The organism is Legionella sp. 27cVA30 (genome assembly GCF_024160945.1).
Classification (GTDB): Bacteria; Pseudomonadota; Gammaproteobacteria; order Legionellales; family Legionellaceae; genus Legionella_A; species Legionella_A septentrionalis.
The window spans coordinates 529,287-545,852 of record NZ_JAMYXK010000002.1 but is presented as its reverse complement, the minus strand read 5'-3'; the positions used below and the strand labels follow the sequence as shown (position 1 = coordinate 545,852).

Sequence of the window (16,566 nt, the reverse complement as noted above, 5' to 3'; positions counted from 1 at the left end):
ATGAATTGGGATAATTCACCCCTGTAACCCTATAATTATAATTAAAGGGAATAATTAGGAAGTGCACTGATTTTTGGATTAATAATTGGTAATTTAGGAAAAATTATGGATGATAAAAAATTAATTTTGGATGCAGCTAACAGATATGGTTTTAACTTAGAATTCAGAACAAAAAAGGTACTAGAAGAGAAAAATTTTTCTGTTTTGATGAACCAGTTAATGAAAAGTGGGGATGAGTTTGTTGAAATCGATATTAGGGCAGCGCAATATACAGGTAGGGAATGGTTAATTGAGTGTAAAGGATCATCTGATTCATCACATCTAATTTTGATAAAAGAAGATAGTAGCAATGACCCAAAGAGCTACAACACAAAACGACACGCTATTCAAGATTCCAATTATCGGATTGCTCAATTCAAGCCGGATGAAAATCAATATTTCTTCACCTTTACCGGTGATTTTTTTAACAAAACAGGCCAGCAATTAAAAAAAATATCTAAGAACGACTCTGAAAATAATTTTTTCAAAGCCCAATATCAAATTTTGTCAGCAATAAAAGCCATATCATTAACGGATACAGATAAAGATAAATCAAAAGATTTTCCGATTATAATTCCTATGATTGTCACAAATGCAAAAATATGGGTAATTGATTACAATAAATCTTCAGAACCTGGAGTTAGCCAACATAAATGGGTTTTACATAAAGTAAAAATAAAAAATAATTTATTCATTGTTCCGAAATATGAAATAGAATATGACTCGATTTCGATACTGGTTCTAAACATCGATTATCTAGACGAATTCTTGGGTTGTTTTTCTTATAATATTAATGGTGAAATAACAATAGGTAATAGTGAGTTGGCCAAGTAACCTTTATACTATGACTGTTCAATTAATAAAAAATTTCAATATCAATATAGACCGCTACCCAAATCAATATGTAGGCTGCCTTGTTTTAACCAAAGATAATAAAATTCTATTACAACATCGCCCTCATGACTGGCCAACATACCCTGATTATCTTTGCGAATTTGGCGGCAGAATAGAACATAATGAGTCGCCAGAACAAGCTGTAATCCGTGAGCTTAAGGAAGAGTTAGGCGGTAATGTAAAGCTCAAAGAACTCGTATCATTTGGTGCAATCACTGAATCCATGTCAAAGCATAAAGAATTGATACATACTTTTTTCTGGCATGATAAGGAAGGAACTATAACGGGTTGTTATGAAGGCTTGCCACGATTCTTTAATGAAAGCGCCCACATTTTATTACAAACCAAGGTTACTGATGGCCTTCGCTGGTTAATTGATGAAAGTAAGAAACTTCACCTTATCAAATAACCTAAGCAATATGAATCACATTACTTTTTGCAATAAGCGCAGACGATTGCATCGTTTGGCAACTTTTTCAATTTTTGGTTTGAGTTGACGCTTAACCCCATCCAAGCCCAGCATACTGTGATTTGCCAAATCATTAAAATCGCTGAATTTTTTAGGGTCTAAAGATTGTTCATGGGGTGCGAAAGTCGGCATAACAATAAAGCCATTAACTGCACTCGCAGCCTCCAAAGCTTTTTCTTTCCCTGGATTGATGCCTTGCGTTAACTCCAAGTGCTTATCATCGTCAGATGCGATCATAACGGGAGTATGCGGATATTTTTCATGCAATGCTTTCGCTACCGATTTAAGGTTACCTGAATCAAAGGCAGAAACGACAGCAGGCAGCCCGCATGCTTCTTTTATCGTTGCAGCGGTTGCATATCCTTCCGCAATGACAATAACCGGCGCATCAGAAAGTTTGTTCATGCCGCCCAGAACATGAAAGCAGCCTTCCTTTTTTGAATCTTTAGCGAAGCGCTTGGTGCCATCTTCTGCAATATATTGAACCGTCCAAATTGTACCTTCAATATCGGTTGCAGGAATAAACGTTAATTTTTTGTCATCATCAGTATAAACATCTGGATGAACCTGAATGCCTTTTGATTTCATATAGGGTGTTGGCTCGGTAATCTCACTCATTTTGGAAAGCCTTTGCTTGAGCCTTAATGCGGTGCTTTTGTGCCTTTCCACCAATTCAAGCTCGCGATTTTTTTGATTTTCGAGTACCTGAGCCTTAAGTGCTGCTTTTTGTTCATCGGTTAAAACATAACCTTTACTTTTCCATTTTAGCTCAGCACCTGTGCGGTTATTTTTGATATAGCCTGCGGGAATACCATCTAAATGGGCCACGTAAAATCCTGCCTTTTCACCAGCTTTATCATCCTCCATTTGTATACGATGAGTCTTGCTGTCCATGATAGGATGCTCACCTGTCAATACTGCACCCAAACTGATTAACGCTTCCTTGAATTCATCGGCTGGTGAAAGTGCTTTGTCTTCTGGTGAGTTTTGATTTTCTGGAAGCCAGGCTTTGATTTTTTCAATGGAAACACCTGGTTTTGCATACCAGCATTTCTGTGTTTTATCCCAGGCAATGCCAGATGTTCCATCGGGCAACTTCCCTACCACGGATTTGGCTAACTCTTTTTGTTTGAATGGGATGCTAAGCCAGACTTTTTCAGGGATATTCTTTTCGGATTCCATTAGAGTTTCCTCATTATTTTTTTCATTCCTGTTTACAATAGATTGCTCATGCTGGATGTCTTGTGCTTGTTCCAATGAGCAAATGTGATTGACAATTTTTTCAGCATCCGCTGACGCTCTGAATATTTCCAGCGGATCACCTTCTAAAACGCGAATCCATGATTTGATGTAAGGCGTGTGTTGGGAGGGGTCATGTCCAATACCAAGCTCCGAACCCAACAGCATACTGGCGATTTCAGCCCTTAGTTCTTCTTTGGCGTAAGCTTCACTGCCAAAGGGATGGCGTAGGTCTCGATCAAGCCTTGAAGGATGCCCGCTCCAATGACCAAGCTCATGAAGGGCTGTGGCGTAATAATGGGCGGCTGATTTAAATTGCTCTTTGGGAGGGAGGTGAATGCTGTCGGTTGATACCCTGTAAAATGCTCTATCAGCCTCCGAATGAAAAATGGCAGCACCAGAATTAAGTAGCAGGTTTTCTGCTCTTTCAATTAAAGACCAGTCCTGCTCTTTTTGGACAAGTTCCGGCATATTATCAATTTGTGAGGCATGAAATACCGTTGCGTAAAACACCTTGGGTCTTTCAAGGTTAACCTGCACTTTGACAGGATTTCCCTGCTCATCGAGGACTGGGTTTCCCGCATCATCGTTTTTGATTTTTTCATCAGTAAATTTCCAGTATTGAACAGTCGTGCCTTTTTCTCCTTTTCTAACCTGCGCGTCAATGCTTTGCGCCTGTTTGTAGGTGAGCCAGCGGTTATCCCCGCTTTGATTCAACATCAAATACAAGGCATTGATGCCTCGATACCGCTTTCCTGTGACTGGATTAAACGGGATTTGGCCGCCGCCCGTGCCTGGTTCCCATGGTTTTACCCAGGGCGCGGTTCCTTGTTTGAGGCTTTCAATGATTTGGTTGGCCACAACCTGATGGTGAGACAATTTAGTCATAGGCTGCCTCCTTAGCGTCATCTTCACTAAGCGCATCCTCAGAAAAGGCACCCATGATTTCTGCTTCGATGGGAGTGACTTCGGCGATAAAACCAGGAACCATCAAATCATCTAATTTTTCTGAAATTACATCCATTAATTCAGCTTTATTCATGCTATTTCTCCACTTGTTGCATTTACCCATATGGGTTTAATCACTCCCTTCACTTGCCATATACGAATAGGGCCATAATAACGACTATCAAAAGACCATTCGCTTTGGCTAGTCATGGTTATGAGTTCATCTTCTTTGATCTGATAATCTATGGTGCGCCATTGAGGCAAAGGTCGTTTCCTTCCATCTATTAATATCGGTTTTGAAAAGGGAATAAGTTGGCGATTAACAAAAATGCCGTCGGAGGTGATAGATATTTGATCACCATTTGTTGCCACCACTTTTTTCATTAAATACCCATAACCGCCAGGGCAAAGGCCACTTCCGATATAGCCTCTATCTAATCCCTGTTTAAAAGCCGGTCGATCGTCAGGGCAAAAAATCACATAGGAATTTTTGATGTTTTTTATATTTGTAATACGATAAAGACCAAAAGGAATGGAATCTGTGGTGTTCAGGCGAAAGCCCATCAGCATGAAAAGAAATGCCATGCCGATGATGCTTAGCATAAGAACAGCAATCCAGGAAGTGAACTTTTTCATAGTCTGATTTCCTCATCTTCACGAAGGCGGACGCGTAAGATATCTGATTGCTCTGGCGCTTCAACAGAAGCTCTGGCGATAAACACAGGGTCTTTAAAATAAAGCGGCTGTTTGCCATAAATGGCAGGAAATCCTGCCACATACACCACCATATCGCCTGCTTCCTTGATTAAACCGTTTTCATCTTTTTTTGGTCCAGGCATACGTTGACATTCATCAACCGTTAAAAGCGGTCGCGAGACTTCTTGTTTTGTTTTGGAAATCTGGTTTAAAAAGGTTGAAAATCGTTTGCCACTGGTCGTGATATGCTCTTTCACAATAGTGGTTTGGCCGGTAAGTTTTGATAGATGCTCGGCGGTTTCAATCCGGTTGGGCGGATAAGCATTTTGGATATGGCAGTTCGAGGTGATGGTTTCATCTGGGCCATAGCCGCGCTCACGACTTTTAAGCTGATTAATGTCCTGGCAGATTAAATAAAACTTCAAACCATAACCGGCAACAAACGCCAATGACTCTTGTAAAATATCAAGCTTCCCAAGACTTGGGAATTCATCAATCATGCACAACAGGCGATGTTTATAGGTTTTCTTCGTTCTTACGAAATAATTCCCTCGCCCATCATCGACTCGTTCGAATTCCATTTTATCCGCCAAAAGGCGGACAACCATATTCAGCATAACCCGAACTAAAGGCTGTAATCGTGCTTTATCATTGGGTTGGGTCACGATATAAAGACTGACAGGGCTTGCATGATGCATCAAATCTTTAATACAGAAATCTGATGCAGAGACATTGTAAGCAACTATCGGATCACGGTATAAAGCCAGGTACGATTTTAAGGTGGACAAGACAGAACCTGCTTCTTCCTCCGGCCTATCAATCATATCGCGAGCCGATGCGCTGATAACAAAATGTGTTTTGCCATCAACATGCGGGTATTGAGTCATTTCAATCAATAAATCGGCGATGTTGGTATTTGGATCGACCAACATGCGATCAATATTTGGAAAAGTAGCCGGTTCTCCTTGATTTTTCAGCTTATAAATTGCATGTAGAATAAACCCAACCAAAAGTGCTTGGGATGTTTTCTGCCAGTGGGTTTCAAGTCCTTTACCATCAGGATCAATTACAAGCGTTGCAAGATTTTGTACATCACCAACTTCATATTCCGTACCTACTCTAATTTCATCTAATGGATTCCATCGGGCTGAACCCTTTAATGTTGCCGGCTCAAAGCGAATGACTTTATTGTTGGCATGCTTTTGACGCCAACCAGCTGTTAATGCCCAAAGCTCTCCTTTTAAATCCGTAATCACACAAGACTGTTTCCAGGATAAAAGGGTAGGAATAACAAGACCAACCCCTTTGCCAGAACGCGTTGGGGCATAAGTTAAAATATGCTCTGGGCCATTATGGCGTAAATAATGAATATCCCCTTTTTCATCTTCAATAGCACCGACATAAACGCCTTCCTCATTGCCAAACAGTCCAGCATTTTTTAAATCATCTCTGTTGGCCCATCTGGCTGAACCATACAGGTATTCACTGATGTTTTCTTTTTTTAAATGCTTAGCAACAAAAACAATCAACATTAAAAAAAGACAGCCACTCATCGCCATCAAACCAAAGGCTGCATTAAAATAATCAGGATAATAATGATGGTATTTCAAGCTCCACCAAAGGGACTGCCATGGAAAGTAGACATGATTCAGAGAAAACCCTAATTCATCACTAAAATGCAACTTATAAGCCACAAATTGTGTGCCAACCTGCATACTGATGAAAAGCGAGAGAGCAACTAAAATAACAAGTTGTTTATTCGTTTTTTCATTATGCTTTTGTCTCACCTGTGGGCCAATGGCTTTGTTGGGTTTGTTCAAGCTCATTGACCGTCTCCAGATGCTTTTTGATTGACAAATTGACTGACTTCATCATCACTGTTTATGTTCCCTGAACTAAAACTACCTTCTGGAGCACCCATAGAAGTGACATTTTGAGACTCGGATACCTGTTGATTAATAGTTGGCGATTCAGCATTGGAAGATATGCGCTGATGAATGGCATCAGCAATTTTACCGCCTGTGGTATCAGCCGCTTTTGCAGAAAAAGCATCTTTCATACTTGCTGCTTTTTCACGGGCGACATCAAACGCCCCAGAAGCTAAATGTGAACCAAAGGAACCAGCAAATTTAGAAGCTTGTCCCATAGCCTGAGCCAAACTACCTTGTTTTGAGCCTGGGCTATCTCCTGACACGGAGCCAGCGCCACTTGCGCCGATACTATGAGAAGCAGCCTTGAATGCAGCCTGTAAAGCGGATAATCCCCCAGCACTCTGCAGAGCTGCAGCACCCGCAGCGCCTGCTAAGGCTGTTCCTGCAATTCCCGCAGCCCCTAACGCGCCTCCAAGACCAAGACCACCACCGCCACCTGATCCTCCACCTGAAACGATGCCGGATAAAACAGGGGGAATTTTATTGATAAGTACCAACAAAAGTACGGCAACAACCATCATGACAAACATTTCTTTTAGCATGATGTTTTCTGACATTGCCGCGTAATATTGATCTACAAAAGACTTTCCTATGCCGATAATCAAAATCATGGCAAAGGCTTGTAATGCGATCCCTAGTACTGTTTTGTAATAGTTAATCGCAATATCCTGTGTCCAGCGTCCGCCGCCAAAACCTAATAAAATGATGCCACTATAAATCAAGATCCAGGCTGTAATCAGGATAATGAGCATATTAATACTGACCAACGCCAATATAATCAGAATAAGCCCAGCAACAATTAATCCTACCGTCGTTGCAGCCGGTGACCAGATTGATGAGCTGTCGATTGCTTTTGATACAATATCAAACCCCACATCCACAATGTCAGAAGGCGACACATGTTCGTTAATTCCAGAAGCTTTTGCAGCGAGCTGTCGCATAGAATCCATAATTGCAGTTGCAATCGCAGGCCCATTATCTAAAATCCAATAGAAAAAACCGACAACCACTAAAAATTTTACGGTTTCTGCCAAAAACTCTTGAATGTCTGCTTTTCGCAAAGCCATGAGACCATAAGTCCATACCATGCTGATGGTGGCCAAAGACCAAAAAAGGTAACGAGCATAACTTAAAATAGTTTGGCTCCACATCGAGGCAGTGCTGGAAAAACGATATAAGATATTGTCTAGCAAATCTCTGCTGTCTATACCATGGCCCTGGGCATGACAGCATACAGAAAAGCCTAGCAAACAGAGTATGAGTAAAGAGGTGGTTGTCTTTTTATTCATAGTATTACCACTTTTTCCCTGAACTTTTTGAATAGCTTCCCCCTCTGAAACAAGCCTCGCCAATGGCCTGGAGTTCTTCTTTTGTGTGGCCTTCTCTTGGGCTGTCACAGGTTAACGAGGCCAAGTGCTCTGACTTTTTCCTTGCTTTGGTTTCTGTACTTTCACAGCCTGAAAGCAAACAAGCGAACACCATGATGGATAAACTTAAGCGTTTCATTTCTTCTCCTTGTCGTTATGACTGAATTACCATTTTTTACCTGAACTTTTATGATACGTACCCGCTCGAAATTGCTCATCACCCGCGGCCTGTATGGCCTCTTTATTGGCGTTTGCCGCATCTTTTACCGCCTGCGCGTTTTGTTGTGCTAATAAAAGCCCTCTGATTTGAAGTAATTGATGTGATTGATTGCTGGCTAATTGTGAAGCAGCCTGTAGTGCTTGCTTTTGCCCAACGGCACTTTGCGCCTGAGATTGCAAGACCCGTAGTTTTTCTGAGTCATCTTTCAAGCTCTGTTGTTGCTTATCAATCCCTTTGAGCATGGCATCATTAGCACGCTTTTCGGCAACAGAAGTTGAGAGTCTACTTTGTTTGATTTTCCTGAGTTCTTCGGGTGAGCAATGACCATTACCATTAAAACAAGGAGTTTTCTGATAGTATTCCTGGCTCTGAAATCGGTCCAGATAACCTTGAAGGCTGCCTGCTTCCTGCTTGTAATAATCAATTGTATTAGTCGATTCAAGCAGATTATTAATGACAGAGTTGGCATTATCCCACTGGAAGGAAGTGAGCGACTTAGTGTTCTCTAACATATTTTGGTATTGCTGCAGCTGATTGTTGTATTGATCGATCTGAGTTTTATACTGACTCACCTGATTCAGTATGATTTTTCCATTTTCAATCCAATTGGCAAAATCAAATACGGGCGCACCGCTGGCGAAAACATGTAGTGTCCATAAATAAATAAGCATGATTCTAAATTTCATTGCACTCCTCCTGTATCAATAAGCAAACTGTCTATAAGGTTGTTTAAAAGTTAAATCTTTCACTACAATGATGTTGAAACGGTAACCCGGACGGACATTAATGGTCGGGGATACGTTCAAATTTTTTGAAACCAGTTGTGATGTCACCTCACCTAACTGTTGTCCTAATGCCTGACTCAAGACAGAACCCGCTGTGGGTTGGCTGTAACCGAACTGGTTAGGCTGATTACTATTCTGGCTGTAGGTAATACCTGCAACAATGCCAGACATTAAAAGCGCTGAGCCATAAATTCTTGCATAATGATGATCCACTTGATCACGAAATCCGGCGAATCCCGCACTATCAGCGCCTGGCATGGAGCCAATATCCAATGCCTTGCCATCAGGAAATACCAGTCTCTGCCAAGCCACTAATACGGAATTCTGGCCAAAGCTCACATCACTGGAATAAATGCCAAATACTTTGGTTCCTTGAGGAATGAGAAGGTATTTACCCGTTGCGGTGTCATAGACGTTTTGTGATACCTGACCGATGATTTGCCCTGGTAATTCAGAGGAGATGCCACTGACCATTACTCCTGGAATCACCCCACCCGCTCTGAGTTCATATCGGCTGTTTGGACTTTCAAGTCTTGAGTTTAAATGCCAACGCATTTCATTTTCTTCACCACCTAAGGTTTGCGGCATGGGTTTGTTGTGCATCCCTTGTACTAACATGAGTTGCTCTTTAAAGGCCGTAGATGGGTCAACATTGAATGTCACGTCATTCCCGCTCATGGATGTCCTTACACTTGCTCTGTTATTCAGCCGTACGTTATCCACCATAATGGATGTTTTTGCTTTGACCGCCTCTTCAAATTCTTGTGTTTTTTCCTGGCGAATGCGTTCTATTTCAGCATCAGTCACATTTTGATCCAACGTCTCTTGTTTTTGAGGCAAGTCTTGTTGCTCAAGTATGGGTAGGGAAGCCTCCTGCTTGATTGTGATCGTTTCAGTTTGCGGAGCTACGACTGGTACTTTGTGGTTTCCTACCACTTCATAAGCCAGACTCATGGTGTTTTTTTTCTGACTTTTAATCTTTACTATTTCGGGAGATTGGTTCTGTGCATTTGCCCGTTTATTGGCAACAAAAGCTATCAACACCACAAACACAGTTAAAATACCAATGACAATGATTAATGGTACGTTATTCACCCGCTTCACACCGGCTGTCTGGAGTTTTTGCGGTGAGTAGTCTTTTGATAAAAAATCGTTGTTTTGATTCATCAGTCTCACTCCTTATGAGTCCATGCGCTAACTGGGGGAATTTTTCCACCGGTTTTGGCATAAATTCTGCTGAGGGTCTGTGAGCCAATAAAAAGGCTGACTCGGTAAAGGTTGGTTGCTTTAATCTCATCGACAACATAGAAAAAATTGGCCTTTTGTTTGGGGCAATTGTTTTCAATCACGCCATAACCTTTTTTTCGCATTTCATGAATCAGGCTGATGCCAAAAGCATCCCTTACCTTTTGACTGATGTAAAACGTATTTTGAGCAGGTGGATAGACACGTGTTAATTGGGATGCCGCGTCTTGTGCCAAATAAACGTCTCGGCCTTGAGATACTTGAGTAAAATTCCCATAACGCTGACTTGCACAGCTTGATAACAATAGAGCGAGCAATAAAACGCTTAGTTTCTTCATCTTTAGCACCTCGTAATGGTAATTTTTTCTTGAGAGCTTCCACTTCCGATAACCAATATTGCCCTATCAAAAACGCTATCGACGATGTAACGACAACCTTGCAGACGATAATTCACCATGACGGACTCTGATTTTTGGAACAACCCACGGCTTCTTAAAACCAATAAAGCAGGGGCTTCACTTTGTGCCATCGTTTTCGGCATCTCAATAATGGTTTTAACGCCATTGTTGTAAACCCGAACTGGCTTAAATCGTGCATTCCCCTGAATTCGATAGTTAAAATTAAGATTGCCAAGATATTCATTGGTTTCTGGAAGGGTATCCGCTTTCCGTCTTTCTGCTTGAATTTGCTGAATTAACTGCCATTTCGCTTTTGCTTCATCGGGATAAATGAAAGATACATAGGGCATAAACTCAAAGCGGTCTGACTTTAATCTGAAATGATAAGTTCTTCTGTCTGTGGTTACGACCAAAGAGGAGTCAAGTCCAACATCTTTAGGTTTGATTAACAGGTGGATTTGTTGCGCGCTACCCGCACCCGTAATGGATGGCTCAACAATGAAGCGTGGATCACCAACATTCATATCATTAAACTGCTCACCTGCCTGCAAAGCAATATCACAAACCTGCAAGGGCGCGCATACTACCCTTATTTGCCCTGAGCCATAGACAAAACTGACTGATCCATCCGAGGATGGAAATGGTTTGCTGGTTTTGTCTCCCTTTTGCCAACGCTCTGCAATATCTAAAGCCTGCTTTTCCTGATTTGACAGTTTTGGATCGTTTTCGGAAAAATAACGAGTGGCCAGCTCATTATTATCCAGGGCAAAACCTGTCAATGGCATCAATAAACAAAAAATGAGCATTATTTTTTTCATCGCTGTTCTCCATGCTTTAATTCATAGGACCAGTTAAAATCACGGATAAAAATTAAGTGTGGGTTTTTCAAAATAGACTCACTGGAGACATCATTAAGTTCGTTGTCCTGATACATCGTGATCATGGCTTTCATCATATAGGGCTTTTCTTTAAGCGTTCCGTCACGATTTCTCACCGTCTCAACCCAATCAACCTGCCAGGTCTCATCAGACTCTTGTAGAACTGATCGAATCTCAATGCTGACGATTTCATGCGTCGCTCTTTCAAAGGGATTAGACTGCTGTTTATTACTGTAAAATTCCTGAACTTTGGCTAGAGCCGCATCATTCTGATTTAAATAGGAATAAACTTGAAACACAGCCTTCTTTTGTAGTTCAACATCGCTACTTACCATGCGGATATTTTCAATAAAATGTGCAGCAGCCGCCCGATAATCATCAATATTGGCTTGTCCAACCCTATCCGCACGGGTGACTGACAAGGTATTGCCATTAGCGTCCTGCTGAAATACCAAAGGGATAAATTTGGACTGGGTGCCAATGGATATAAGCCCACCAACAGCGGCCAGTGCCACTAAGAGGCTGCTTAAGCCCACCAGTTGCCAAACCTGTACCGATTTCATAAGACCTGCGGTATGAACATTCCAGGAGCGTCTGGCGTTAAGAAAGGGATTATCCGTTAACGCTTCATTTTTCTTTTCAAGTCTTGGGGTATTAAGCCATTGTTTTATTTTTTTCATGCTGCTTCTCCGTACCGTTCCAATTGGATTCCTTTTTCCGTAAGCCACTTAGATACCCACCCATCACCGTACTTCAACTCAAGCTGTTTCATCCGCGCGATAGAATCGGGATCAGTAGCCCCTACAAAAGCCAAAGCCATAGAGCCTAATGCTAATTGATAAAGACGTTGTCCTTTTTCGCTGACATAGTAGTAATCACGCTTGGGTTGGGCTTGAGCTATGATGTCAATCTGACGTGGATTTAAGCCCATGCGTTCATAAATCACGCAGGTTTCAGGATCTCTTGCATATAGATTGGGTAAAAAGATTTTGATGGCTGTGGATTCAACAATGATGTCTAAAATGCCGGATTTTGCTGCATGGGAAAGATGTTGAGTTGCCATAAATACAGCGCAGTTTTTCTTGGCCATGGAATCAAGCCATTCAGCAATCTTGTTTTTAAAGACAGGATGCGCGAGCATCAACCACGCTTCATCCAGTAAGATGAGCGTTGGGCGGCCATCCAGTGAGGTTTCAATGCGTCGAAACAGATAGAGCAACACAGGTAGTGCAAATTTTTCGCCTAATCCCATTAAGTGCTCAATTTCAAAGGTCATAAACGAGGACAGACCTAAACCATCACATTCAGCATCCAATAAATGCCCCATCAATCCATCGATGGTGTATTGCTTTAGGGTTTCACGAATGTGTTCGTCCTGAATGGTCATGACAAATTCAGATAAGGTTTTAGAGCCACTTTGGTGCATGCTGATAATGGCATAGCCGATTTCATTACGCTGTGCTGGGGTTGTATCCAAACCATTTAATGCCAATATTGTATCAATCCACTCCATAGCCCAAGCCCTGTCTGCCTTGGACTCTAAAAACTGCAAGGGCGCAAAGGCAAGCTTTGAGTCTTTATCGGCAATGGTGTAATGCTCACCACCTGTCGCCTTGCAGGTTGGGTACATGGATAGTCCTTTGTCAAATGAATAAATACGGGCATCTTTATACCGACGCCAAGACAATGCGAGTAAACCAAGGTGAGTTGATTTACCAGAACGCGTTGGACCAAACATAATGCCATGGCCTAAGTCTCTGACATGAAGATTCAGGCGAAACGGTGCATTACCACTGGTGACGCAATGCATCAGAGGTGGTGACAAGGGTGGGAACAGTGGGCACGGTGCTTTATTCTCACCTGTCCAGATGCTGGATGTTGGCAATAAGTCCGCTAGATTCATGGTATTAATCAATGGTCGTCTGATGTTTTCAACACCATGGCCTGGCAAACTTCCCATAAAAGCATCCATGGTATTAATGGTTTCTACTCTGGCCGCAAAACCCAACGCATTGATGTTCTTTTCAATGAACAGCGCTGCTTTTTCAACTTGTGCGCGATCTTCATCCATTAAAACAACAACCGAAGTGTAATAACCTTGCCCTACCATGCCAGAATTGGTTTCAGCAATGGCTGATTGCGCATCATTGACCATGCTAAGCGCATCTTCGTCGACAATGCCTGAATTGGTATTAAAAATCTGATCAAAAAATCCTCTGACTTTTTGCTTCCATTTTTTACGGAATTTAGTGAAATGTGCGACAGCTTCATGCGCATCCATGAATATGAAGCGGGAGTTCCAGCGATATTCAATGGGTAGTTGCGATAGCGCGGTTAAAATTCCAGGGTAAGATTCCATGGGAAAACCTTCAATCGCGACGCACTGAACAAACTTCCGACCAATTTTGGGAGTAATGCCTGGCGTTAATTCCTGACCGCCTATCAAGGCATCAAGATAAATTGGGTTTTTAGGCAGATTGACGGGATGGTTAAGTCCTGTGACACAATACTGTAAGTGCCTTAGAAAGTTATCCTGCATTACTGTATCGTCTTTATCATCTGAGCCAAGCCTTTCCAGATGAACTGCCGAACTCATGCGTGATTCAAAATTGCGGCAAGATTGCTTGAAGGTCTCAATCAATTGATGCGTTTTTGCTTTCTGGCTTAAGCGCTCCCCTGAATCATCAAACATCAATTCAACAAAACGTTTTTGTACCAATACAGGCGGATACCAGGTTAACGTGATAACAAAATATCCTTCATATAAGGTTCCCAACTGTTCAAATAGCTTCCTTCTTTCTTCATCAACTGCCATTGATATGGGATCAGGAAAGTGAGAATAACCCCGCGCACTGTAACCAGGTGCAGCACGCCTCATGGCATCTACATGAATCATCCAACCGCTACCCATAGCGGATAAGGCTTGATTGATCCGAAATGACACCATCTCACGCGCCTCATCGGTAGTATTGGCATTGTCTTCGCCATGATAAAGCCAGGCCGCCATAAAAGAGCCGTTTTTTCCGACAATTACGCCATCATCTACAACCGCCGCATAATTAAGTAAATCAACTAGTCCAGGTGTATGACTTCGATGCTTTTTGACATGGTGCCCACAGCTTTTACTTCGAATTTCCCAAAACAAAGTACCCAAAATGACAAGCCCTGTAGTACTAATCAAAAAGGCGATTAATTCAATCATTGATAACCTCTTTTGTTTTCCCTGAAAGGGGTTGAACGAGCCGGATAATAAGCCTGATAACGTCTTTGCCTCAGATAAACCGCTCTCATATAGGGATCAGATTTCGCCATTAAGCGAAGTCCTTTCAGAGATAAAAACCACATGACGATACCAGCAATCGCCGCCAGCCAATCCTGAGCGGCAAATACCAAAATGGCTGATAGCAATCCTGAAAACATGACAAGCTCACGGTCTCCGCCCATAAAGAGACTGGGACGATTTCCACATCTACGAATGGAGATAGTGCGAAGGCTCATGGCTGAGACTCGATTGCTGTCATCTCAACAGATGGCTTGGAAATTTCCGCCCCTTTACCAGTAATCGCTGTCATAGTATTTTGTGCCGCTACCAGGAATGAAAGCACCAATACAAAAAAGACAAGGGTTCGCATAAAACCATTTAATTCACCACCAAAAATAAGTGTGGCACCGGCAGCAACCAGACCAATAATCGCCGCACTAAAGGCAAATGGACCTGTAATGGACTTCTGGATTTTGGTCAACCATGAGTCGAATGGAAGTCCTCCACCTGCTGTGGAGGCGCTAGCCGGATGAGTCATTAAAAATAGAAATAATATGACTGCCCCCAGCATCCAAATTTTCTTGTGATTAAAACTGCTTAACTGATTCATTCATATTCTCCTTAAACAAGTTTCTTGATGTTGTATTGACCATTTTTAAAACCCTCGACAGATATGATTTCTTTGACAAAGCGACCATCTGGCGTTCTTGCAATATGCACCACACAATGAACCGCCTCGCCAATTAAAGGTTCAATTTCAGCGGGTGCAGCCGGATTTCTGGTAATCAATGATTTCAAACGATGAAGCCCTGCAAGACAGTTATTCGCATGTAAGGTGGCCGCTCCTCCTTCGTGGCCGGTATTCCAGGCATCCAATAAATCTAAAGCTTCACTGCCTCGAACCTCACCGACAAGGATTCGGTCAGGGCGCATTCTGAGTGTGGTTTTTAGAAGTTGGGTCATGTTGACATCCATGGTGGTATGGTATTGAACGCAGTTTTCAGCTGAACACTGGATTTCGCCGGTATCCTCTATGATAAAAATGCGCTCATGTGGTGCGCTTTTTACCATTTCATGAATAATGGCGTTCACTAATGTTGTTTTGCCTGAACCTGTGCCGCCAATCACTAAAATGTTCCGGTGGTTCGAAACCGCTTGTTGAATTATCTCGTTTTGCTCATCCGTCATAATTCCTGCTCGAACATATTCATCCAGTGTAAAAACGGATAGGGCTTTTTTACGAATAGCGAATGTAGGGCGTGATACAACCGGTGGCAGTTGTCCTGCAAAACGGGAACCATCCAGTGGTAATTCCCCTTCAAGCATCGGCTTAAATCGGGTCACTTCTTTACCATGAAAGCCTGCAACAGTTTTGATGATGCTTTCGGCACGCACCTCATTGATACTTCCAATGCAACGCATTGTTTCCCCAAGACGTTCCTGCCAAAGCCTGCCATCCGCATTGAGCATGATTTCAACGGTTTTTGGATCGTTTAAAGCCCGTTCAATCAATCCACCCAGATCACGCCTTAACTTTTCTTTGGCTCGATCTTTAACCGTAATCAGCTGTTCTTCATCGATAGTCATGACTCAATTCTCAGGAATTTGTTGAAGAAGCACTGCTTTTGAACTTATTAATAAGCCTGTCGACAATGCTCTCGTTGTTAGCTGCTTTATCTACAAACTTGTTATCTTTAATCTGATCGCGGTAAATGCGGCGTTGAATTTCATCACGATGGATTGGGATGGACTTAGGCGCATCAAAAGCAAGGCGGACCTCATCGTTTTGATACCCCACAATCGTGCAGTAAATATCCTCACTGATCACAACAGACTCCCCAACTCTTCTTGTTAATACCAACATGTCTTCTCTCCTATCAGGTTTTAAAATAAAAATGCTTTACATTGCTTAATATTCGCTTCCGCCACTTCGGCACTCGCAGGAGCAACTTCTTCAGGTGTGACATAAATGTTATTTCGTTTTTTTATGTCACGACAAATGCGAATCAGTTGAGGCAAGCTTGGCGGCATTTCACAAAAATCACGACACTCAACGATGGCTTGATTCAAAACGTCATCACTAAACTTGCTTAACCCCTCCATCCATTCCTTTTTGGCAAACTCCAAAAACCCATCGCTTTTGAACTGACTGCGCCACAAATGCCCATAAAAAACTGCAAAGCGCGTAAACAAAC

Annotated in this window: 18 protein-coding genes and 1 pseudogene; 2 read left to right on the top strand and 17 right to left on the bottom strand. The window is 42.2% G+C overall.

The genetic code is table 11. The annotated features are described in order from the left end of the window. Window positions 1-105: 105 nt before the first annotated feature. Together NKV53_RS07830 and NKV53_RS07825 are read left to right on the top strand one after the other, a co-directional pair. Window positions 106-873: a hypothetical protein gene (locus tag NKV53_RS07830; protein ID WP_059427872.1), complete on the top strand. Its 768-nt coding sequence runs from the start codon at window positions 106-108 to the stop codon at window positions 871-873. A gap of 10 nt (window positions 874-883) precedes the next feature. Then, complete coding sequence (locus NKV53_RS07825; RefSeq protein WP_061721638.1) at window positions 884-1,342, top strand: NUDIX domain-containing protein; 459 nt, start codon at window positions 884-886, stop codon at window positions 1,340-1,342. A gap of 1 nt (window position 1,343) precedes the next feature. On the opposite strand, the pseudogene NKV53_RS07820 reads toward NKV53_RS07825, so the two are convergent. The 17 genes and pseudogenes from NKV53_RS07820 to NKV53_RS07740 all read right to left on the bottom strand — a co-directional run bounded on the left by NKV53_RS07820 (window position 1,344) and on the right by NKV53_RS07740 (window position 16,564). Further along, window positions 1,344-3,529, bottom strand: a pseudogene (locus tag NKV53_RS07820) (zincin-like metallopeptidase domain-containing protein). After that, on the bottom strand, window positions 3,522-3,683 hold the full coding sequence (locus NKV53_RS07815; RefSeq protein ID WP_027226379.1) for a hypothetical protein: 162 nt from the start codon (window positions 3,681-3,683) through the stop codon (window positions 3,522-3,524). The pseudogene NKV53_RS07820 and the gene NKV53_RS07815 overlap by 8 nt, the downstream one beginning before the upstream one ends. Next, entirely contained in the window at window positions 3,680-4,225 is a 546-nt protein-coding gene (gene traF, locus NKV53_RS07810; protein ID WP_061721639.1) for a conjugative transfer signal peptidase TraF, read from the bottom strand. Before traF ends, NKV53_RS07815 begins: the two co-directional genes overlap by 4 nt. Then, the gene (locus NKV53_RS07805; protein ID WP_127032426.1) at window positions 4,222-6,111 is read right to left on the bottom strand and encodes a type IV secretory system conjugative DNA transfer family protein; all 1,890 of its coding nucleotides are present in this window, start codon (window positions 6,109-6,111) and stop codon (window positions 4,222-4,224) included. Before NKV53_RS07805 ends, traF begins: the two co-directional genes overlap by 4 nt. Beyond that, a complete protein-coding gene (gene trbL, locus NKV53_RS07800) occupies window positions 6,108-7,505 on the bottom strand; it encodes a P-type conjugative transfer protein TrbL (protein WP_127032425.1) in 1,398 nt (465 codons plus the stop codon). Before trbL ends, NKV53_RS07805 begins: the two co-directional genes overlap by 4 nt. Window positions 7,506-7,509: 4 nt before the next feature. Next, the gene (locus tag NKV53_RS07795; RefSeq protein ID WP_027226383.1) at window positions 7,510-7,722 is read right to left on the bottom strand and encodes a hypothetical protein; all 213 of its coding nucleotides are present in this window, start codon (window positions 7,720-7,722) and stop codon (window positions 7,510-7,512) included. Between the two features lie 26 nt (window positions 7,723-7,748). Then, window positions 7,749-8,489, bottom strand: a complete 741-nt coding sequence (gene trbJ, locus NKV53_RS07790; protein ID WP_011945692.1) for a P-type conjugative transfer protein TrbJ — start codon at window positions 8,487-8,489, stop codon at window positions 7,749-7,751. Between the two features lie 15 nt (window positions 8,490-8,504). Further along, window positions 8,505-9,755 carry a TrbI/VirB10 family protein gene (locus NKV53_RS07785; protein ID WP_027226384.1) on the bottom strand — a complete coding sequence of 417 codons (1,251 nt, stop codon included), beginning with the start codon at window positions 9,753-9,755 and terminating at the stop codon, window positions 8,505-8,507. 5 nt (window positions 9,756-9,760) lie between these two features. After that, window positions 9,761-10,171, bottom strand: coding sequence for a conjugal transfer protein TrbH (locus NKV53_RS07780; RefSeq protein WP_027226385.1), 411 nt, complete (start codon window positions 10,169-10,171; stop codon window positions 9,761-9,763). Window positions 10,172-10,173: 2 nt separating this feature from the next. Continuing rightward, window positions 10,174-11,049, bottom strand: a complete 876-nt coding sequence (gene trbG, locus NKV53_RS07775; RefSeq protein ID WP_027226386.1) for a P-type conjugative transfer protein TrbG — start codon at window positions 11,047-11,049, stop codon at window positions 10,174-10,176. Next, complete coding sequence (locus NKV53_RS07770; RefSeq protein WP_027226387.1) at window positions 11,046-11,789, bottom strand: conjugal transfer protein TrbF; 744 nt, start codon at window positions 11,787-11,789, stop codon at window positions 11,046-11,048. Before NKV53_RS07770 ends, trbG begins: the two co-directional genes overlap by 4 nt. Continuing rightward, on the bottom strand, window positions 11,786-14,311 hold the full coding sequence (locus tag NKV53_RS07765) for a conjugal transfer protein TrbE (RefSeq protein WP_061721642.1): 2,526 nt from the start codon (window positions 14,309-14,311) through the stop codon (window positions 11,786-11,788). The genes NKV53_RS07770 and NKV53_RS07765 overlap by 4 nt, the downstream gene beginning before the upstream one ends. Continuing rightward, window positions 14,308-14,607 carry a conjugal transfer protein TrbD gene (locus tag NKV53_RS07760; protein ID WP_027226389.1) on the bottom strand — a complete coding sequence of 100 codons (300 nt, stop codon included), beginning with the start codon at window positions 14,605-14,607 and terminating at the stop codon, window positions 14,308-14,310. The genes NKV53_RS07765 and NKV53_RS07760 overlap by 4 nt, the downstream gene beginning before the upstream one ends. Next, window positions 14,604-14,981: a TrbC/VirB2 family protein gene (locus NKV53_RS07755; RefSeq protein WP_127032424.1), complete on the bottom strand. Its 378-nt coding sequence runs from the start codon at window positions 14,979-14,981 to the stop codon at window positions 14,604-14,606. The genes NKV53_RS07760 and NKV53_RS07755 overlap by 4 nt, the downstream gene beginning before the upstream one ends. 11 nt (window positions 14,982-14,992) lie before the next feature. Continuing rightward, window positions 14,993-15,958, bottom strand: a complete 966-nt coding sequence (gene trbB, locus NKV53_RS07750; protein WP_027226390.1) for a P-type conjugative transfer ATPase TrbB — start codon at window positions 15,956-15,958, stop codon at window positions 14,993-14,995. 10 nt (window positions 15,959-15,968) lie between these two features. Beyond that, on the bottom strand, window positions 15,969-16,235 hold the full coding sequence (csrA, locus tag NKV53_RS07745) for a carbon storage regulator CsrA (protein ID WP_027226391.1): 267 nt from the start codon (window positions 16,233-16,235) through the stop codon (window positions 15,969-15,971). Window positions 16,236-16,255: 20 nt separating this feature from the next. Beyond that, window positions 16,256-16,564 (bottom strand): hypothetical protein, encoded by a 309-nt coding sequence (locus tag NKV53_RS07740; protein ID WP_042646538.1) that lies wholly within the window; start codon window positions 16,562-16,564, stop codon window positions 16,256-16,258. Window positions 16,565-16,566 lie beyond the last annotated feature (2 nt).